A 20373-nucleotide genomic window follows, 5' to 3' on the forward strand; every position below is an offset into this window, starting at 1 on the left:
GTAGGCAAAAATATGGCAGAGGTGCGCACCGTCGCGCACGGCAAATTCTGCGCCTACCTGAACAACGGGGTTTTTACGTGGCCAACAAAGCATCACATATGGATTATTCGCAATTATCCAAGTCTCTCGCTGTTGGCGATGACGAGCCGGATAGGAACCTGGCTTTGGAACTGGTGCGTGTCACCGAGGCCGCGGCCATTGCCGGGGGCCACTGGGTTGGTTTTGGTGAGAAGAACCTGGCCGACGGCGCAGCAGTAGATGCCATGCGCGCCCTACTTTCCACTGTTCACTTCAATGGTGTTGTTGTCATTGGTGAGGGCGAAAAAGACGAAGCACCCATGCTCTACAACGGCGAAGTTGTTGGTGATGGCTCCGGCCCCGAGTGTGATGTTGCCGTGGATCCCATCGATGGCACCCGCCTGACAGCCATGGGTATCAATAACGCGTTGGCAGTGCTGGCTGTGGCCGAACGCGGCACCATGTTTGACCCCTCAGCAGTGTTCTATATGGAAAAACTTGTGACCGGCCCGGAGGCTGCCGACATGGTTGACCTGCGTCTGCCTGTCAAGCAAAATCTGCACTTGATCGCCAAAGCCAAGGGCGTGAAAATCAACCAGCTCACGGTCATGGTTCTTGACCGAGACCGCCACCAGGGCCTCATTGGTGAGATTCGTGAAGCCGGTGCGCGCACCAAAATCATCCTCGATGGCGATGTGGCCGGTGCCATTGCCGCTGCCCGTGCCGGCACAGGCGTAGACGCGCTCATGGGCATTGGCGGCACACCCGAAGGAATCGTCTCAGCCTGCGCCATCAAGACGCTGGGCGGCGTGATTCAGGGTCGTCTCTGGCCCACGGATGATGACGAGAAGCAGAAGGCGCTCGACGCCGGACACGACCTGGACCGCGTGCTCTCCACCAATGACCTTGTCACAAGCGACAACTGCTACTTTGCGGCTACCGGTATCACCGATGGAGACTTGCTCCGTGGTGTGCGCTACGACAAGGGCAAGGTTCTTACCCAATCGATCGTCATGCGCTCCAAGTCAGGGACCATCAGGTTTGTTGACGGCGAGCACCAGGCCGCAAAATGGGAGACTTACGCCCGGCGCAACTGATCTCCACAGCAGTGCGGTGGGTTCTGGTAAAACTCAGAACCCACCGATTTAGTTGGGGGAACTGTTCTTCCCCCGTTGTTTACGGATACGTCCCGTGAGGCTGCGTGCGCTTTTCAGTACTGTGCCCACCAGTGAACGCGTTTTCCGGCTAGAGAGATAGACCGTGTACATAAACCGGTTGACAGGGCGATCCCACGTCCCGGGGTAGGCCACTTCGGCACCACCAAATGAGCGCTTGAACCTGGAGAAACCAGCCCAAGCGTGGTCGGGTTCATCTTCGGGGCTCACACCCCACATGTCGAACTCTGTCATTGACGATGCTTTGGCATCCAAGACCATGCTTACCAGCAGTGGGACACCGGCATTGAGTTTACGGTAGGTGTCGTCAGCGGCGGCGTGGGCGTAAACCCGGGTATCCGCGGTGTCGTAGGACAGTGCTGCGGCAATGGGTGTGCCATCCTCAAGGCGTGCAATAAAAAGTTTGGCGGCACCGGCAGGCATAAGTACCTCCGCCGCCTTGGTCAGGTAAGTATCAGTTTGCGCTGTGAAATCTGCCCTGCCGGACACCTTTCCCAAGAATCCAAGCAGGATCGGCAGCTGGGCCGGATCGGTTGAAATCTCAAAGCTGACACCCTTTTTGTGGATGTTGCGAAAGAGGTTTCTGCTGGTGCTGCGCATTGCTTTGAGAATGTCTGCCTCGTCCTGGCGCAGATCAATTTTCCAGCTTAGATGCGGTTGGATATCAGTTGGTGCCCGGACCAGGCCACGAGCCCTCAAAACAGCATCGTAGTCAGCCCCCAGGCCAGCGGCAACAGGTTCCACCCGCACGTACTGGGCATGTACTGACTTGGCCACTGCGTACAGCGCGCTTAACGCCTTGGCCAGTGCTGCTTCCCCGTCGGCGCACGGACCGTAAGGGGCGTAAATATATTTGCCCAGAGGAGTTTTTTCCTCGAGGGCCACAAAACTCCAGCCGGGCCCCTGCGCTTCGTGGACAGTCTTACCCAGGCTGCGTTGGAACTGCGCCCAAATAGCCGTTTGAAGTATAGGTTTCACGCGTTAAATCCTTGGCAGGTCACTGCAAAGACCACAGAGGTTTCCGCGGCAGCGTTGGCGTGCGGGTGCACCATGACAGGATTCTCCGCGGCCGGTATAAACACGGATTCGCCACGGCCAAGAACCATGTCACTACGCGGGGAATCCAGCAGCACTGAACCCGACACGGCCACAACTATCAAAGGACCATTTTGGACCAGCGGAACAGGTGCACCGTCCGCTGAAATCTCTACGCGCTGGAGGGCAAATTCCGCGAAAGGTGGTTCCCAAACCTTTTGGCCCAGCTCGGTCACTCTTGTCGGGACCACTGGAGCTTCGCCAGGGGTAAAGTCCACGGTCTCCAGAAGCTCTGGAATATCAACGTGTTTACCCGTCAACCCGCCGCGCATCACATTATCTGATGAGGCCATGACCTCCAGACCCAATCCGTGCAAATAAGCATGAATGTTTCCTGCGGGCAGATAAATGGCTTCTCCGGGGGCCAAAGAGACCCGATTCAACAACAATGAGATCAGCACACCAGGGTCCCCTGGGTACTGCCGGGCCAGTTCAATAACAGTAGCCAGGGGGGAAGGTAAGTCACCACCGGCTTCGGCAGTGGCGCTGAGGGCAGAGGCGGCTAGGTCAACCAACGTCCGCGTTCCCTGCCCCCCGCCTGCAATTGTTTCAAACGCCTGCCGCACCACGGCGGGTGCGGCCATGGACGAATCCAATGTCTTTAGAATTTGATCCAGCAACGCAGGCACGCGCGTACCCGTTGCCGCAATTGCCATGCCCACGGTGCGGAAGAGTTGGGCAGCCTCGGAGCAGGGACGGAACCCACAGAGTGCCTCAAATTGCGTCAGGGCCAGAAGCATCTCCGGCTTGTGATTCACATCCTTGTAATTGCGGTGAGCGTCATCGCGCGGAACACCTGCAGCGTCCTCCTCGGCGAAGCGTTTCTTGGCTCGGGACTTGGTGGGGTGCACCTGCAGGGACAGGGCGCGCTCGGCGGCAAGAAATTTGACCAGGAAAGGCAAATGGGCGCCAAACTCTGCATGCGCCTGCGCGCCCAAAGTGCTGATGGGGTGCTCGGCAATGAGTGTATCAAGTGCCACAGGTCCCTCGGGAGTATTGGCAATTGAGGGCGAATCAGGATGTGCCCCCATCCACAATTCAGCCTCCGGGCCACCGCTTGGCGTGGTGCCTAAAAGCCCGGCAATGGCAGTGGCAGAACCCCACGGATAGTCACGGGTGAGGTTGGTCAGTGCAAACATACTAAGTTTCTCCTGGTCCAAGACAAGCTGTAGATCGATTGAAAGTAAGGGCGGCAAGGTATTTCCAAGATCCGGGGGTGAAGACGCCAGTCCCGGGCTTCTAACCGGGAGAGCAGCTCCCGTTGTTGGCCAAGAGCGATGTCAGCATCACGTCGTCTCCGTTGATGGCTAGTTGCTGCAGGTACTCGGCTGTGAGATCCGCAGGCGGTGCCGCTGGCTCGGGTACGGGGGCCTGGCTTGGGGCCTCGGGTGCGGGAGCGGGCGCGGCGGGGTCGCCGGCTGGAGCATCCACCGGTGCATCTGGCGTTGCGGAATTCTCCTGTGCCGATGGAGCCTCGGGCGCTGGTTTCGGGTTTAGCAGGGCCTGAACACGCTGGTGGATGGCGTTAAAGTCGGGGTAGGTGGGGAAGTCTTGAGGGAAATCAGGGGGACCAATTGTTAGCCTGGCCAACTTGTGTTCCTTGGTTTTCAAAGCCAGGGACACGAAGCTGCCGAGCTGGCCGGCGGCTAGATCAGATTCCACCACCTTGGAGCCTGCATCCGCGATGGCATTGAATTTGGTGAACACAGTTGCCGGGTCCATCTGTGCCAGCATGGCCGCCTGGATGCACTGTTGGCGCTGGCTGCGGCTGTACTCAAGCACCCATTGACGCGAACGGGCGTACCACAACGCGTGGTAGCCATCCAAGGTCTGTACTCCGGGTCCAATCCAGCCAGTGGGAGGCAAATGTTGGCCGGTTCCGTTGACGTCGTCGCCGCTGATGGGTACCCAGCCACCCGCGTTGACCTTGACTCCGCCCAGGGCATCGATGAGGTTGGAGAATCCGGCCATATCCACGAGAACATAGCCCTGGACTTCTAGTCCCAAAATTCCGCCAGTGGCATCCATCATGGCAGCCGCGCCCGGGTCCTGGGCGTCCGGGTAGAGCTCAGGGTGCTTGTTTGTAACATCCGTGTAAAGGAAGTTGATGATGCAGTTATCACCGCAGTTGTACCCATCCGGATACACGCCCCAGAGGGGAGAGTTTTGGGAGAACGGGGCGTTCTGTAAGTTCCGGGGGATGCTGATGGTTGCAGCCTGGCCAGTCTTGGCGTCCACGCTGACAACAATGATTGAATCCGGGCGCCTGCCGCTGCGGTCCTCACCGGCGTCGCCACCCATGACCAAAAAGTTGTAGCGCCCATCAACCGGCACCATGTCCGGGCCGGCCTGAAAAATCGAGTTGATGGCATTGCGACCGGAATTGATCAGGTACGCCCCATACCCCAGCGAGCCGCTGGTGAGCGCCATGAGCACAACCAGCGCCCCGCTTACCATGGCACGCATTCCTGGTGCCAGCAGGGCGGGTTTGATGATGCTCAAAGTATTGAGGAACATCACGGCCCAGCCCACTGCCACAGCCGCTATCAAAACAATGATCAGCAGTGAGGTCCATGGGTTGGAAAATAGGTTCAGCAGGGTTTCGCGGCTGAGAATTCCTAGTACGACGGCGGCAATCACCAATGCCCAGAGGGTAAAAGTACAGCGCAGGGCCAGACGACCAAAACGCTTATCCCCGGCAACTACTTGGGCGGAACCAGGAACAAATAATGTCAGCAGCAACAGGAACCAAGCCCTTTTTGAACGCACTGGTGCAGACGCCGGTTCCGGGTAGCGGACCGGGTTAGTCAACAGGGGCGGACGATTCGAGGCCCTGGACACCTTGGGGCTGCTGAAACTCATGTGTTGGTGCCCACGGCTTTCGCAGTGGTGCCCGTTTGCGGCACAACTGCCATCGGGTAGGCGCTCCCAGCTTTTTCACGCAGTGCCGCACCCTTGGCGGACGCCTGGCTCTTCAGTGACTGTGCGAACGTGGCAAGTTGGGTGGTTAAGGTGGTTGCCAAATCGTCGGTGCCCGCGGCCAGCATGCGCACTGCCAGCAGTCCGGCATTGCGAGCACCACCAATGGAAACAGCGGCCACGGGAACTCCCGCAGGCATTTGGACTATGGACAATAAGGAATCCATGCCATCAAGGGTTTTTAGCGGGACAGGAACACCCACCACCGGAAGCGTTGTGACGGAGGCGAGCATACCGGGCAGGTGGGCAGCGCCGCCGGCACCGGCAATGATGACACGAATGCCTCGGGCGGCAGCGTTTTGCCCATACGCAATCATTTCGGTGGGCATGCGGTGTGCTGAAATAACATCAGTTTCAAACTCAATACCAAATTCACTGAGCGCCGCCGCCGCTGCTTCCATAACGGGCCAATCAGAATCGGAACCCATAACAACGCCAACGAGCGCCTTGCCAGGTGAAGCGGTTGGTGCACTATTTAGTGCACTGTCAGCGGCCTGGGCGGACTTTTCAGTCATTGAGGGTTCCTTTTGCTCCGTCTCGGATGATGTTTGCCACGGTGGTGGCGCGGGCGCGGACGCCAGCGACGTCGTCGTCCGCTGAACCAATCACGTTAACGTGACCAATCTTACGGCCAAGCCGCACTGCCTTGCCGTAACTGTGCACCTTCACCGTGGGTTCAGCGGCAAGCGCCGCAGGGTAGGCGCTGAAGAGGTCCTGGTTGGCGCCGCCAAGAAAGTTTTTCATGACCACTATGGGGCTCAGCGCCGCGGTGTCACCCAGCGGCAGGTCCAGAACGGCACGCAAATGCTGCTCAAATTGTCCTGTCACGGCCCCATCCATGGTCCAGTGGCCGGTGTTGTGCGGGCGCATGGCCAGTTCGTTGACGAGGTAGCCGGGGCCGCGGCCGGGGGTCTCGAACAGCTCCGCGGCCATGACGCCGGTGACGCCCAGCTCGCTGGCGATCGTCAGGGCAGCCTGCTGCGCCTGGGTGGCGACGTCGTCGGCAATGCCCGGCGCGGGGGCGATGACTTCGTCGCACACCCCTGCCACCTGGATGGATTCGGCCACGGGCCACGCCTTGGCCTCGCCGGAGGGAGTGCGGGCCACAAGGGCCGAGAGCTCGCGGGAAAAGTCAACAACCTCCTCCACGAGCAACGGGCTCATGGCGGCGAACCAATCCCCGGCAAACTCGGCGGCGTGGTCGGCGTTGCGCAGGAAGGCCACGCCCTTGCCGTCGTAGCCGCCGCGCGGCATCTTCAGCACCACGGGCCAACCGTGGGTGTCGCCAAAGGTGGTGATGTCTGCCACGGATTCCACGGCTGCCCAGGCCGGGTTGGGCAGGCCGAGCCGCTCAATGGCGGCACGCATGACGAGCTTGTCTTGGGCATTGATCAACGCATCGGGGCGCGGCTGGACGTTCACCCCCTCAGCAATAAGGGTCTGCAAATGAGCGCTCGGGACATGTTCGTGATCGAAGGTGAGCACGTCAACGCCACGCGCAAAATCACGCAAAATATCCAGGTCCGTGTAGTCACCCACCGGTGCTGTTGCCACGGCGGGCACGGCACACACGTCAGGAGATTCTGCAAGAACTCGTAATTCAAAACCAAGGGCCACGGCTGCTGGGGCCATCATGCGGGCAAGCTGCCCACCGCCCACAACACCGATTACAGGAAAAGTCACAGTCCCCAGCGTACCGAAACTCTGCCCTGTTCCATGCCTTGGCCGCTCCCGCGCTCCTGTCCCAACCCTGTTCTAAGTCTTTACTAACAGGGAACTGTGTGCTAATTCCCAGTACTTTGAAACCCCCTGCGGACGTTTTGCGCTCATGGAGGGCTTAGTATTTTATGGAGGCTGCGACGTGAACTGTCCGTTTTGGCCCATAGTCAACGGAGGACCATGTACCAAACAATCACCAACCGCATCAAGGGCCTATTGGGCCTATTTTGGCGCGAAGTCGCCAAATTCGGGGTGGTCGGCGGTGTAGCTTTTGTCATCGACACGGGCATATATCTGTGGCTGCTGGGCGGCAGCATGGGCGGGCACCCCACCAAAGCCAAGATCATTGCAGCGGCCGTGGCAACAGTTTTCTCATGGCTTGCCAACCGCTACTGGACTTTCCGCCACCGTCGCCAAGCCAATATCCTGCGCGAAGTGGTTCTTTTCATCATTATGAACGGCATCGGTCTTGGCATCGCTGCTGCTTGTGTGTACATCTCCCACTGGGTCTTGGGCTTCGACAGCGCCTATGCCGATGTCATTGCCGGCTCCGTCATTGGCCTGGTCCTGGGTACCATCTTTAGGTTCTTCGCCTACAGGTTCTGGGTATTTACCGAAGAGCTGGACGAGGATCCCGGGTTCGCCGGCGACCATCAACTACTCGAATCTGACCCGTCAGGGCGCCCAGGGCGCTCCGGGCACGAGGTTTAGAGCAGTCGTCACAGAGGGGCTAGTCAGAAATGGCTAGCTCCGCTTTGATTCCCGTCCTAGCCCCGGGTGATCTGCTCACTGGCGCGCAGATGGTCTGTGGGTTCCACACCGGCGTCGAGCAGGACAACCGAACCCCCCTCTGCCCACACTTTCAGTGCCGCAGGTACCACTGCCTCCCATCCGGCACGCACTTCAAGCAGCACCCGCTGGGGAGAGGGAGCCTGTGTCTCCGGGGCGGGTTCTGCTTCTGGCGCCAGTAGCTGTTCGTAGCTGGTGGCCGCGGAATTGTGACGCCATGCAACGTCGTTGGGGGCTGGCGAATCATCGGCGAAGAACTCATCCGCATGAGCCCGTACATCCCCGGAATAATCAAGGGTCCGGGCAGGAAGCTCACCGAGCCAGCGCATTTGAAGGGCAGGCAGGGCCACGGCCACGATCAGGGGTGCGGGCTTGGCTGCCGCCAACAACTCTTGGGTGCCGACGGGATCAGTGGTGGCCACAATATCTGCGGCGGTCGCGGATGGTGATCCGGCAAGCTGATCGGATGCACTCACGGCTGTTGCCCCCACAGCCCACGTGGCAAGCAGCCAAACAAAAGTCCGCCAGTGCAGCGGAAGGTCAAGGCAGATGACAGTGCCGGGTTCGGCGTCGAGCTCGTCAACTAGGTAGTTGGCCGTCTTAGCAACCCAGTTATCCAACACGCGCCCGGAGAACTCAACACGTTCAGAATCCGGTCCGTACCAGGAGAGCCTGGGTGAGGTTGCGTTCCAGGTTCTCAAGGATGTCAGGAGCTGCGTGGGGGTCTGCGGATATTTGGGGGATTTCGGGCGGGGGTTCATGGTTCCTTATCTTTCCATGTCTGTGGCTTTGTGCATCTCCATCGTTTGGATGAACTTCACGGCTTATGTGATCTGTATGACACCAAAGTTGAGATGAATCTTTGAAAACATGAAAAAAAGCCTCAGTCCCGCCAATCCGAGAGGTTTTTCCGCAATTAGCGGCGCGAATACGCGGATGTATTGGTATGTAATTGCCGGGCGTGGCGTGCAGGAAGATCATGCTCAGTAGTGGATATGATCGCCTCCCGCTTGACGTAGGGGACTTACATGGATGTAATTAGACCCACGAACCGCTGTTATTGGCACTGTAATCCGCACGATGCGGAACCGAAGATTCGGAACACAGCATTGGCGGCAACATTCAGGAGGATGACAATGGGGCAAGCTCAGCTGAGTGTGGCAAAACTACAAAATGATTCCGTGGAGACTCAGGGCGGCACCGCTCAACTCTCCCGTGGGGTACCCACTGACTGGTATGTGGACCCCGCAGACCCCGGTGCAGCTGCTTTTCATGAACGTGAAAACGCTCAAACGCGCGAGGATGCGGCGACGGCTTTCCTTACTTTGCATGAGGATGATGAGCTGGCTGTTGCCCAGCTGGCGCCAGTCCAAGGTTTGGATAACGAACCGATTTGGATTGGATTGCACCCTAAGCTTGAAGATTTCAGCGACGAAGGTGAACTAGGCTGGCAGACTGATGCATTGTGCGCACAAACTGATCCAGAAGCGTTCTTCCCTGAAAAGGGTGGTTCCACTCGGGATGCCAAGAAGGTTTGTGGCGCCTGCAACGTCAAGACGCAGTGTCTTGAATACGCTCTAGCCAATGACGAGCGGTTTGGAATCTGGGGCGGACTGTCGGAGCGAGAGCGCCGGCGGCTGCGGAAGCGAGCGGTCTAATTCTTGAAGCAGTAAAAGTCACGGCCGTTCTGGTTGCCCACAACGGCGGTGCCTATCTTCCCGCAGTCTTATCGGCACTTGCCGAACAAACACGCTGCGCCGACTATGTTTTGGCTGCAGATGCAGGCTCAACGGACAACTCCGGGGAGTTGCTCCGTGAAAATTTGGGCGAGCGCAACGTCATTTCACTTGATGGACGCAAAGGTTATGGTGCTGGGGTTGATGCGGTCCTCAAACACCAGAGTCTTGAGCGAGCCCGCTTGGTTACAACCGGACGGCAAAACCACGCTGGCACAGCCGCCGCTTCCGGTGCCACCGGCTCAGCCGCCTCCAGCCCTGAGACGGACAGCTCAGATTCCAGCAACTCTGGCGGCAGTGCAGTTGCCGTTGTAGAAACTCGGACATCTTCGGCTGATGAGTGGATCTGGCTGCTCCAAGACGACGCCGTCCCTGCTCCCGATGCGTTGCAACTACTCCTGGAGGCCACCGAGCGGGCCACCACAGCCACTGTTGTTGGGTGTAAACAACTTGACTGGGAGAATCACAGGCGACTTGTCGACGTCGGGCTTTGGACAAACCAATGGTTTGATCGGTTCTCCCTCGTGGGCCTTGATGAACAAGACCAGGGCCAGTACGACGACCGAGCGGACATGTTCGCCGTCAATACGGCCGGTATGTTGGTTCGCAGAGATGTCTTTGAAAAACTGGGTGGCTTTGACCCCGCTTTGCCGGGCCCCGGAGACGATCTGGATTTTTGTGCCCGTGTTCGTCTGGCCGGGGACAGGGTCCTGATTGTTCCCAACGCCCGGATGTTCCACGTAGTGAACAGGCCCAATGGCATGGGATCTGCCGTAGCCGCTCGCAAAGCCGGAATTTTCTTACGGCTCAAACACGCCCAAGCATGGGCCGTTCCATTCCTGGCCATCGGCACATTTTTTGCGGCTATCTACTGGTTGATAGCCGGTTTCGTTTTGAAAGCACCGGGGCATGCGCTGCGGATGTTTGCCGCTACGTGTGCTGGCATTGTCCGTCCCATTACGTTGCACCGGAGCCGCAAGGCATTGGCTGGACAGCGGCGAAAGCCGCGCTCCGTGCACAAAGGGCTACTTGTTGATGGACGGGTTGCGCGTGCGCATTTGAAGATGCTGCGCGAATCCGTTGGCCCCGATGAAGAAATCGAAGAAAATGCGCTGAACGGTCCCTCGATTCTGGAACCAACAGGGGAAGCCCACCAGGAAACGGTGGCACCATTGGCTGCCATAAAGACGGCACCAATTGTCAGTGCACTGGCCTTGACAGCACTGCTTGTGATCCTTTCTTTGAGTGTTTTGTCCCGGTTCCTGGGTGTCTCGGCATTGTCCGGGGGTGCCATGCTTCCGCTCTCTGAACAGCTCGGACAGGTGTGGCAGAACGCCACTGGTTGGTGGGTTTCCCTCGGCTCTGGTCTGCCCGGCCGTGGCAATCCCTTTAACTTCGTTTTGACACTGCTCAGCTCCGGCGGCAATGGCTCTGTTGCGGTGCTGTGGCTGGTCCTGTTAGCGCTTCCGCTTTCCGGAATCACAGCCTGGCTTGGCGTTGGAGCACTCACCTTGCAACGGTGGCCTCGCATTGTGGGCGCACTTGCCTGGGCTGGTGCGCCGGTTTTGCTTGTCGCCATGGGACAGGGGCGCGTTGGTGCGCTGGTAGCCCACGTTCTTATTCCCCTGGTGATGTTGGGTCTGATCAGGGCCGTGGGTGGCGCCGTTGCCCCGGCAGTTGCCGCGGTGATCATTCCTGGCGCCACCGCAAGCTCCGGCACCGGAGCAATCTCAAAAATGGGACGCCCGGGTATTGACGGCAATCCGTCGTGGACGGCGGCTGCAGCGTCGGGTCTGGCACTTGCCGTTGTCAGCGCTGCTTCTCCAAGTTTGCTTCCCGTTGCTGTGCTTGGAATTCTGACTGCGGCATTGTTGTTGGGACGCCGCGGCAGGACGATTTGGTGGGCGTTGGTGCCATCGGCTGCCCTGTTTGCCCCCTTTATCTGGTCTGCATGGGGAAATCCGCGTGCACTTCTGGCCGATCCCGGGGTCCCGCTGGCCACGAATCCGGGCCCGCTGTGGCAACAACTCCTGGGTTTCCCGCAGACACTGGACGCCAGCTCCGGACTCGTCGGGTTGAGTGCTTTTGCTTCAGCCCCATGGTGGACCTGGGTAGCTGTGTTCATCATCGGTGCGCCGGTGGTTGTGGCGGCGGTGGCGGCTCTGTTGTTTCCACTGCGTCGCGGCTCAACCGTGCGCACGCTCTGGGTGGTGGCGCTACTGGCCCTCGCAGCCGCCTATGCCGGAAAGTTCATTGCCGTGGCGTTCGACGGCGTGACACTAGTTACCCCGTACAACGGACCTGCCATCTCCCTTGCATTCTTCGCTTTGCTGGGCGCGGCCATGCTGGGCTTTGATGCCCTGCACCGCCGTGCCTGGGACCCGAGCTATCGCAGTGTTGATTCCAGCCTGCGCCTGCAGGGTGGCAAGAGCAAACGCGCCACCGAACGCGGAGTCCTGGAACCAGCCAGGCCGGCCGGAAAGGGCTCCGAGCAGCATCGAATTGCTAGAGGCATGGCTGTGACGCTTTCAGTACTCCTTGTTGGCGCACCTTTGGCCAGTTTGGGGCTCTGGGGTGTGCAGCAGGCCACTGGTGAATACAATGCCTCTGCTCTGACAGGTCCGTTCCTGCCCCAGGCCGTCACGGCAGGAACCATCCCAGCCACAGCAGCCGACCGCGGGGCAGGACCTGAAGCAAGCCGCACCATCGTCATGTCAGTCAAGCCCGAAGGTGGCGTGCAGGCAACATTGATGCAGGGTTCTGGAACAACGTTGGATGATCTATCAAGCATTGCCTCCGCAGCCCGCATCACCGGTGACCTTGGCTCAGAAGTAGTTCTGGAAAGTGATGCTGCAACAACAGCATTGGCAGATAGTGTGGCCGCGATGGTCTCGAAATCGGGACTTGACCCACGGGCAGGGCTAGTAGAACTGGGGGTGGGCTTCGTTGTGCTGCGCCAAGGCGACACTGCAGCGGAGCTCCTGGCAGGAGAGTTGGAAGCAGTTCCAGGTTTGGCCACAGTTGGGCCCACGGAATCTGGGTGGCTGTGGCGCGTGAAGCCGAACTACAAAACTGCCGGACTGACCGACGTCGTCAATCGAGTCAGGCTCGTAGATGCACAAGGTGCAGCAGTAGCGCCGGTGGATTCCCAGGGACAAAATGTTGCCACCGACATCCCGGCAGGTGAATCGGAGCGGCGCGTGGTGCTGGCGGAACGCTCTGACCCAGGTTGGCAGGCATGGCTGGATGGCAAACAGCTCAAAGCAGTCACGGCAGGCTGGGCGCAAGCCTTTGAATTACCCCAAACACAAGGGTATTTGGAAATACGTTACGTTCATCCGATGAGCGCGGTGATGGCCCTGGTACAGCTGGTCCTCTTTGGGCTGACACTGTTGCTGGCCCTGCCAGTGCGTGCGCGGCGTGGCCGCACCGGAGCGTATAGAGATGAAGCATCATTGCAAAAGGTTGGTAGAGGTGCCTGAGATCAAGGACAGCGGCGCAGAGGATAATATCCCTGACAGCAAGTCACTGCCGGAAAAGGCAGTTCCCAACGAATCAGGGCCACCGGTGACCCAACCGACACTGCCTAAGGACGGGTCGGGGGGCGCTGCTGTGCCTAAGAAGGCTGATGCGCCTGAAAGGGCTGCAAAGAAGGTTGCGGCTGCCCAAAAAAAGGCCGCATCAAAGCAGACAGCTAAACCGAAGAAAAAGACGGTTGGGCATGTTGATACTGCCAGCGGTTCTGAAACTGCTGCTGCTGATGAGCAGAAAAAGCGCGGAGAAGTTAAGCTTGCCACGACGCAAAGTGTGCGGCACTCCCAACGCAAGGTCAGCCGTCGTTGGCCTGCCGTTTTGGCAGGTGTTGCCACACTAGCTCTGGCTGTTGGAGTAGTGGGTGCCGGTACTTTATATCCGGGCGCCGATGCCACCACCGAGACTACGCCGGTTCCGCACCCGTTGCCGGTCGGTGAAACCTCGGCCAACTGTCAGGGGCCCACTCAGCTGCTGGCTGGGTCGGCGGTGGGAGCGGATCCGGAGTTCTCAGCCAGTCCCTCATCCACCAATACTCTGCTCGATGCGGTTGTCCTCAGCGGTTCCACGGGTGATCTACCGGGTGCCGAAGTGCAGTCTCTCGACGGGAAATCTACGCCACTTTTCACTGTGGCGCAGGCGCCTGCAAGTGCGGCGCCCAGCCCCAGTGCTATGACGGGTAAGCCCAAGGCGCGGGCCGAGGTGGTGCGTGGAAAGTCAATGCAGGCGTCTTCGGTACTGCGCTTGCAGCCGCTGGGCGAAGAAGCCTCTCGGGGAAGTGGTTCCGTCGTGGTTGATGCCGCCGATGGGGACCTTGCCGGGTTGGCTGCCGCGAGTTGCCAAACGCCGTCGAACGAGTTGTGGCTCTCGGGTGCAAGTACAACGGTAGGGCGGACGGCTATTCTTGTCATCTCTAATTCATCGCAGAGCCCTGCCACAGTCTCACTTGAGTTTTTCAGCGGCAATGGGCCTTTGCAAGCACCTGCTGGCAAGGGTTTGGTGATTGATGCAGGCACCGTCCGTTCAGTGGTGCTTTCAGGTCTGGCCCCTGACCAAGAACTTCTCAGCGTTCATCTAAAGAGTGCCGGAGGCGCTGTGAGCGCCGTGATCCAGCAGTCGATCCTGCGCGGTCTGACACCCGGAGGCATCGATTATTTGGCTCCCGTACAGGCACCGTCCTCAGCACTGGTCATTCCCGGTGTGCGTGTTCAGGACCCGGGTGCCGCAACAAAAATTTCTGCCCAGGCAGGGTATGAGGATGCCACCACGGCATTGACAGTGACGGTGCCTGGTTTGCGTGACTCGGTTGTGGAGGTCAAGGCATACGGTCCGGAGGGGCAGGTGGCGTTGCCTAACGGTGGCGTGTTCACCGCCGTCGCAGGCAAAGTCAATCAGCTCTCTTTGGCGGGTTTGGCTAAGGGAACGTATTCCCTTAGCGTGCGTGCCGACGAGGCCGTGGCAGCCACTGTGCGACTGGTCAATTCAACTAAAGAGGGCGAAGCCGTTGATATGGCTTTTGTGCCTTCAGCAGCACGGCTTGGGGACACGCATCTTGTCTCTTTGCCGCAAAATGCAACCTCAAGTTTAGTATTTTCTGCTCCGGACGATGGCGCCACAGTGAACCTTGTACCAATCTCCGAGAAGGGGGTACTGGGTGTGAGCAAGGAAGTGAAGCTCAAGGCCGGAAATACTGTAACGGTGGATCCCTCAGCTCTGCTGGGCTCCGGAACCGCAGCCGTTTTGGTCTCCGCTTCGGGGGCTCCCAGTTATGGCACACAATTACTGGGCACTGCCGACTCGGCCAATATTGCTGTTTTGCCGATCGTGGGTACATCAGCTGGCGCCCAGGCAATCAACCTCACGTTAGGTTACTGACCCTCCACCCCGACGCTCGCTCACTCCGCGTCGTGTTTTTCTGGACGCTCGCTCACTCCACGTCGTGTTTTTCTGGACGCTCGCTCACTCCACGTCGTGTTTTTCTGGATGCTCGCTCACTCTGCGTCGCTATGACAGGGGCTCTGGACGCGTGTTGTGAGCGGGGGTACCAGCCCCTGCCTCCGATAGTAAAGGCCATAAAGGTCCGGTAGATGGTGAGCTGCCATATTTTTTTGGCCGCAGGCCGTTCCCGAATATTTGGCGAGCGCTGGCCGTGTCTTGGCCTGCTCGGCGTGGAGTGAGCGAGCGTCCAGAAAAACACGGCGTGGAGTGAGCGAGCGTCAGCCTAAAGTCGACGTGGAGTGAGCGAGCGTCCACCTAAACACGGCGTGGAGTGAGCGAGCGTCAGAGGCCACGGAAGCGGCCGAACAGCGGGTCAACGGAGCCTGGATCCATGTTTAGCAAGCCCGCAACCTGTTCAACCATCACTTCATGCACCAGCTCCCGCACCTGCCCCGGGGTATCGCACAGAACTTCGACAGGGTGCCGATAAATGGCTATGACAGGGGGCGTGGCAAGAATATCCGGTGCGGAAAGAGTACCGCGGGTGTACTTGCCCAACGGTGCTTGGGCGCCGGATGCGATGAGAGCTTCCAATTGATCGGGAACTTCCTCCACCAAATATTCAACGGTCGCCAGTGCCTCTGGCCAGAGACTGCGCAGACGGTCGGCCGAGTCAACAACGAGGTCTTCAAACTGTTCACCCCGTGTGCGTGCGGCGGGCAGTGAAGCAGGTACTAGCGGGCCACGAAGCCCCCTGCCATGCCTGTCGCGGCGTCGGCGCAGAAACGGGCGGGTCTTCGCTGGGGCGGGCTGACCATGGGCGGAACCAGTTGAATCCAGGGATATGGTGAGCGAGTGTTCGCTGTGCCGGGCATTGAACTCCATCATTTCACTCTAGGCCCGGGAGGGGACAAGGGGAAATATCGCCGCGGTAAGGGTAGTCTTGGGAACCGTGGGAACCCTTCGTCAATGCACTCGATCAGCCTGCCGTGAGTCGGCCGTGGCCACTTTGACGTACGTGTATGCAGATTCAACAGCAGTTTTGGGTCCGTTGGCGACCTATGCCGAACCGCATTGCTACGATTTATGCGCCAAACACTCCGCCCGGCTCACAGTCCCTTTGGGCTGGGACGTCATTCATCTTGCCCGGTCAGATAAGCTGCCCGTCCCGGGCCCGGATGACCTTCTAGCTCTGGCTGATGCCGTGCGAGAGGCCGCAAACTCTGAGCCTGCCGACGCCGATGTTAGTTCAGCCAGACGTGAATATCGTGGCACCCTTGAACCGCCGACCCAAGCTCACGACGGTTCAAATACGGGCCGGCGAGGGCATTTGCGCATCCTGCGCGACTAATCCGAGACCGGTATGAATAATGTGACCGGTATGAATAATCCAGAGGAATGGAAGATCATGGCGAAAATTAGCGAAAAATTGTTGCCGATACTGCGCTGCCCCGTCACCGGCTCCACCTTGGTGCAAGAAGGCGAGGAGCTCATCAGTTCCGCGAATGGGCCTGAGGGTAGCCCTCTGCGATACTCCATTGATGAAGGCATTCTTCTGTTGCTGCGGCCAGAACAAACCACGGCGTAATCCTCAGCGCACCCTGATTGCCGGACTTCGACCCGTAAAGGACATTCCGCATGAGCGCCTCTGAACCAGTGCCACTGACGCCTTCCGAATACAAGGTGGCAGACCTTTTTCTAGCCGCCGCTGGCCGCCACCAAATTCGCCTAGCGGAGTTTGAAATGCCCGGTCTGATGAGCCTGCGCGAGGAATACAAGGACACCTTGCCACTGCACGGTGCCCGCATTGCCGGCTCCTTGCATATGACCGTACAAACAGCTGTGCTCATTGAAACGTTGACGGCCCTGGGCGCCGAGGTTCGCTGGGCCTCCTGCAATATCTTCTCCACCCAGGATGAAGCGGCCGCCGCAGTAGTTGTGGGCGGCGGCAGTCCCCAGCGTCCAACAGGGGTCCCGGTCTTCGCCTGGAAAGGCGAGACTTTGGCCGAGTATTGGTGGACTGCTGAGCAGATTCTGACCTGGCCTGGAGCGGACGCTGACCCCTCCAAGGGTGCGAATATGATCCTTGACGACGGCGGAGACGCCACCATGCTTGTCCATAAGGGCGCCGCATTCGAGGCAGCCGGAAAAGTTCCGCCTACGTCAGCGGAAGAGTCTGAAGAAGGCGCTGTGTTCCTCTCGGTTCTGCGTGAGAGCCTCGCTGGCGACCCGCTGAAATGGACACGTATTGCCGCGGAGATCCACGGGGTCACCGAAGAAACTACCACGGGCGTTCACAGGCTGTATCAGCTCGCGGCCGAAGGCAAACTGCTTTTCCCGGCCATCAATGTCAATGACTCGGTGACAAAGTCGAAATTCGATAACAAGTATGGGATTCGGCATTCCTTGCCTGATGGGATCATGCGTGCAACGGATGTGCTTATTGGAGGAAAAGTGGCCGTCGTTTGCGGCTACGGTGACGTTGGCAAGGGGGCAGCCGAGGCGCTTCGTGGACAGGGCGCTCGGGTCATCGTCACAGAAATCGATCCCATCTGCGCCCTGCAAGCGGCCATGGATGGTTACCAAGTCACAACCCTGGCCACGGTGCTGACCCACGGCGATATTTTTATCACAACAACCGGCGGCAGAGACATCATCATGGCTGCTGACATGCTCAAAATGAAAAATAAGGCCATTGTTGGCAACGTGGACCACTTCGATAATGAGATTGACGTGTCAGGCCTGGCCAAGCTCGACGGCGCCGAAAAAGTAGAGATCAAACCGCAAGTCCATGAATGGGTCTTCGCCGCAGGATCCGCCGCGGAGCGCTCAATTATTGTCTTATCCGAGGGGCGTTTGCTGAACTTGGGCAATGCCACCGGGCATCCATCGTTCGTCATGAGCAATTCCTTCACCAACCAGGTCATGGCTCAGATTGAGATCTTTACCAAGTCTAAATCCTCCGAATATGCCAAAGAGGTTTATGTGCTGCCCAAGATCCTTGACGAGAAGGTTGCCCGACTGCACCTCGCCGCTCTGGGTGTGCAGCTGAGCGTCCTAAGCGAGGACCAAGCCGCGTATCTGGACCTGGATCCGGCCGGACCGTACAAGCCCAACCACTACCGATACTAGGAACTGATGAGCACTCGCTGGGAAGATATTGGAACTCTTGCGCGACGGCGGAGGGCTGAGAACCCTGGGCCTATGACTCTCGACGGGACGAACTCTTACGTGCTTTCCGCCCCCGAATCCGCCGCTTTGGTGGTAGTTGATCCTGGCCCGCACCTGGACTCTCACTTGGCCCAGCTGGCCGCAACCGGTGCGGTAGAGCTGATTCTTATCACCCATCACCATGGCGACCACACCGATGGAAGTGCCGCCCTGCACGAACTCACGGGAGCGCCCGTGCGCGCGGCCCGCGCGGAGTTTTGCCACAATTCAGAACCCTTGTACGACGGCGAGCTCATCCAGGCGGCGGGCCTCACCATTGAAGTACTCGCCACCCCAGGTCACACCAGCGACTCAGTGTGTTTCGCCATTTCCGCAGAGTTGCCGCAGCTCCCGGACCAGCCAGCGCACCCGGATCAGCCAGCGCACCCGGACCAGCGGACCGAGCAGATGGTGCTCACAGGTGACACGATCCTTGGCAACTCCAGCACTGTCATTTGTTACCCGGATGGAACATTGGCGGACTACCTCACCACGCTCGCCACGTTGCGCAGCTGGGGCGAAGAAAAGGGCACGGAAGGCAACCCGGTAGCAGGCCTGCCCGGGCACGGACCTGTTTTGGTTGATATCTCCGCGGCGGCTCTTGCCTATCAAAACCACAGGGGTGAGCGGATTGCCCAGGTGAGGAACGTCGTCGAATATTTGGCTAAAGAAAACGGGAGCACGCCTTCAGTTGAGGCGGTAACTGCAGTAGTTTACGGGGACATACCGGCGAATCTGGAGCCCGCCGCGCGGCTCTCTGTGGAAGCACAATTGCACTACATCAAAAATGGCGGAACAGTGGGGCTGTAGGCGGCAATTGCACCCTGCGACTGGCCCGTGTAGGTGATATAGGCTCGGATCCGTCAGAATATGGCGTAAAATGGAAGCTGGCGTGCCATGCGCCACTGTTGACGATCGTGGAATATGTCCACCGAATTGGGGAGTTTGCATGGGTGAGTTGGAAGAGAGCCGGACGCCCCGCCGTGGGTGGCGGATCGCGCTGGTCTCCTTGGTCGTTTTTGGACTTGCAACGGGCGTTGCTGGTTGTACAACACCAACGGGCGCTCCTGCTCCTGCGCCATCGACAAGCGCCCAAGCCTCTCCCACACCTACCGTGGCGGCTGAACCAGCCACGGTAGTGCTGACTCCTGAAAAGGACGCAACGTTCGTCAACCCGGTCTCGGAAGTCTTGGCCGTGGTAGATAACGGCACAGTTTATAACGCTGTCCTGAAGGAAACCGCCACCGGTGAGGTCATCGATGGGGAGCGAGATCCCAGCGGCAGCAAGTGGTCTTCAAAGACTCCGCTTAAGTTCGACACCGCTTACACCCTTGACGTTACAGTCGTTAATCCGGAGGGCGATCAGAGCAACCGAGTGAGCACCTTCAACACTGTTCCTGCATCACACGAGGCCGACGCGATCCTGTATCCGGGAGCCGGCTCAACGGTGGGCGTTGGGCAGCCGCTGGAATTCAATTTCAGCGAACCGGTGGCGAACAAGGAAGCCGTCGAGAACGCTATTAAGATCACCACCAGCACTGGCCAAGTAGGGGCTTTTAGGTGGTACACGGATCAGATGGTTCGTTACCGTGCGGCCGATTATTGGCCCGCCAACTCACAAGTCAATGTTGATATGAAGTTGCTGGGGATCGACATTGGCAATGGGATGATCGCCAACTTCAACAAAAACTACAACGTCAACATCGGCAACAAGGTGGTGATGGAGGCTGACGCAGCCAATATGAGCGTGAGCATCCTGGTCAATGACCAGGTTGCACGGACTTTTAGCGCTACTTTGGGTGATACCGAATTCCCCTCAGCCTCCGGGTACATAGTGATCACAGCCGATAAACAAAGGTATGCAACTTTCAAGGCTGCAAGCATTGGCTTGAAGCCAGGGGACCCGGGTGATTACGGCTCAGTCGATGTTGAATTCGCCACCCGCTTGTCAAAGAGTGGTATTTTCATCCACCAGGCCACCGCATCCGCCATGCCCTATCTTGGGGTTGCAAACCTCTCACACGGCTGCATTGGCCTATCCGCTGAGGGTGCAGGCTGGGTGTTCCAAAACATGCGGGCCGGGGACCTGGTCCACACCGTGGGCACACCGAATGAAACTATTGCACCTACCGACGGGTTCGGAGACTGGAACATCCCATTTGAGCAGTACGCCTCTCGCTGAG

Annotated in this window: 17 protein-coding genes; 10 read left to right on the forward strand and 7 right to left on the reverse strand. The window is 58.9% G+C overall.

Annotated elements, in window-relative coordinates; translation table 11 throughout:
* Window positions 1–98: 98 nt before the first annotated feature.
* The gene (glpX, locus tag AAFM46_RS04315) at window positions 99–1115 is read left to right on the forward strand and encodes a class II fructose-bisphosphatase (protein WP_283530451.1); all 1017 of its coding nucleotides are present in this window, start codon (window positions 99–101) and stop codon (window positions 1113–1115) included.
* A 48-nt stretch (window positions 1116–1163) separates the two neighbouring features.
* On the opposite strand, the gene AAFM46_RS04320 is transcribed toward glpX, so the two are convergent.
* From AAFM46_RS04320 to AAFM46_RS04340, 5 genes are all read right to left on the reverse strand, one after another.
* Window positions 1164–2171: a peptidoglycan bridge formation glycyltransferase FemA/FemB family protein gene (locus tag AAFM46_RS04320; protein ID WP_343319766.1), complete on the reverse strand. Its 1008-nt coding sequence runs from the start codon at window positions 2169–2171 to the stop codon at window positions 1164–1166.
* Window positions 2168–3427: a mannose-6-phosphate isomerase, class I gene (gene manA / locus AAFM46_RS04325; protein WP_343319768.1), complete on the reverse strand. Its 1260-nt coding sequence runs from the start codon at window positions 3425–3427 to the stop codon at window positions 2168–2170. Before manA ends, AAFM46_RS04320 begins: the two co-directional genes overlap by 4 nt.
* A gap of 100 nt (window positions 3428–3527) precedes the next feature.
* Window positions 3528–5150, reverse strand: coding sequence for an LCP family protein (locus tag AAFM46_RS04330; protein ID WP_343319769.1), 1623 nt, complete (start codon window positions 5148–5150; stop codon window positions 3528–3530).
* Window positions 5147–5695 carry a 5-(carboxyamino)imidazole ribonucleotide mutase gene (purE, locus tag AAFM46_RS04335; protein WP_343320351.1) on the reverse strand — a complete coding sequence of 183 codons (549 nt, stop codon included), beginning with the start codon at window positions 5693–5695 and terminating at the stop codon, window positions 5147–5149. The genes AAFM46_RS04330 and purE overlap by 4 nt, the downstream gene beginning before the upstream one ends.
* Window positions 5696–5774: 79 nt before the next feature.
* The gene (locus AAFM46_RS04340; RefSeq protein WP_283530443.1) at window positions 5775–6950 is read right to left on the reverse strand and encodes a 5-(carboxyamino)imidazole ribonucleotide synthase; all 1176 of its coding nucleotides are present in this window, start codon (window positions 6948–6950) and stop codon (window positions 5775–5777) included.
* Window positions 6951–7166: 216 nt separating this feature from the next.
* Between AAFM46_RS04340 and AAFM46_RS04345 the strand changes: the two genes are divergently transcribed.
* Window positions 7167–7697, forward strand: coding sequence for a GtrA family protein (locus tag AAFM46_RS04345; protein WP_343319771.1), 531 nt, complete (start codon window positions 7167–7169; stop codon window positions 7695–7697).
* Between the two features lie 56 nt (window positions 7698–7753).
* Here AAFM46_RS04345 and AAFM46_RS04350 read toward each other — a convergent pair whose 3' ends face one another.
* Entirely contained in the window at window positions 7754–8536 is a 783-nt protein-coding gene (locus tag AAFM46_RS04350; RefSeq protein ID WP_283530437.1) for a TIGR03089 family protein, read from the reverse strand.
* A 375-nt stretch (window positions 8537–8911) separates the two neighbouring features.
* Here AAFM46_RS04350 and AAFM46_RS04355 point away from each other — a divergent pair, with 375 nt between their 5' ends.
* Genes AAFM46_RS04355 through AAFM46_RS04365 form a run of 3 tightly spaced genes read left to right on the forward strand, consistent with a single transcriptional unit; the run spans window position 8912 to window position 14917 of the window.
* Window positions 8912–9433: a WhiB family transcriptional regulator gene (locus AAFM46_RS04355; RefSeq protein WP_283530435.1), complete on the forward strand. Its 522-nt coding sequence runs from the start codon at window positions 8912–8914 to the stop codon at window positions 9431–9433.
* Between the two features lie 29 nt (window positions 9434–9462).
* Window positions 9463–12993, forward strand: coding sequence for a glycosyltransferase family 2 protein (locus AAFM46_RS04360; protein WP_343320353.1), 3531 nt, complete (start codon window positions 9463–9465; stop codon window positions 12991–12993).
* Window positions 12986–14917 carry a DUF5719 family protein gene (locus AAFM46_RS04365; protein WP_343319774.1) on the forward strand — a complete coding sequence of 644 codons (1932 nt, stop codon included), beginning with the start codon at window positions 12986–12988 and terminating at the stop codon, window positions 14915–14917. The genes AAFM46_RS04360 and AAFM46_RS04365 overlap by 8 nt, the downstream gene beginning before the upstream one ends.
* A gap of 405 nt (window positions 14918–15322) precedes the next feature.
* Here the strand turns inward: AAFM46_RS04365 and AAFM46_RS04370 are convergent, their stop codons facing one another.
* Window positions 15323–15868: a metallopeptidase family protein gene (locus AAFM46_RS04370; RefSeq protein ID WP_343319776.1), complete on the reverse strand. Its 546-nt coding sequence runs from the start codon at window positions 15866–15868 to the stop codon at window positions 15323–15325.
* 64 nt (window positions 15869–15932) lie between these two features.
* Here AAFM46_RS04370 and AAFM46_RS04375 point away from each other — a divergent pair, with 64 nt between their 5' ends.
* From AAFM46_RS04375 to AAFM46_RS04395, 5 genes are all read left to right on the forward strand, one after another.
* On the forward strand, window positions 15933–16331 hold the full coding sequence (locus AAFM46_RS04375) for a DUF3499 domain-containing protein (protein WP_283530426.1): 399 nt from the start codon (window positions 15933–15935) through the stop codon (window positions 16329–16331).
* Between the two features lie 30 nt (window positions 16332–16361).
* Window positions 16362–16568 (forward strand): hypothetical protein, encoded by a 207-nt coding sequence (locus tag AAFM46_RS04380; protein WP_343319777.1) that lies wholly within the window; start codon window positions 16362–16364, stop codon window positions 16566–16568.
* A gap of 50 nt (window positions 16569–16618) precedes the next feature.
* Window positions 16619–18112: an adenosylhomocysteinase gene (gene ahcY, locus AAFM46_RS04385; RefSeq protein WP_343319779.1), complete on the forward strand. Its 1494-nt coding sequence runs from the start codon at window positions 16619–16621 to the stop codon at window positions 18110–18112.
* Window positions 18113–18184: 72 nt separating this feature from the next.
* Window positions 18185–19000 (forward strand): MBL fold metallo-hydrolase, encoded by an 816-nt coding sequence (locus AAFM46_RS04390; protein ID WP_343319781.1) that lies wholly within the window; start codon window positions 18185–18187, stop codon window positions 18998–19000.
* A gap of 139 nt (window positions 19001–19139) precedes the next feature.
* Window positions 19140–20372 (forward strand): Ig-like domain-containing protein, encoded by a 1233-nt coding sequence (locus tag AAFM46_RS04395; protein ID WP_343319783.1) that lies wholly within the window; start codon window positions 19140–19142, stop codon window positions 20370–20372.
* Window position 20373: the final 1 nt, after the last annotated feature.

This window comes from Arthrobacter sp. TMP15 (assembly GCF_039529835.1).
GTDB lineage: Bacteria > Actinomycetota > Actinomycetes > Actinomycetales > Micrococcaceae > Specibacter.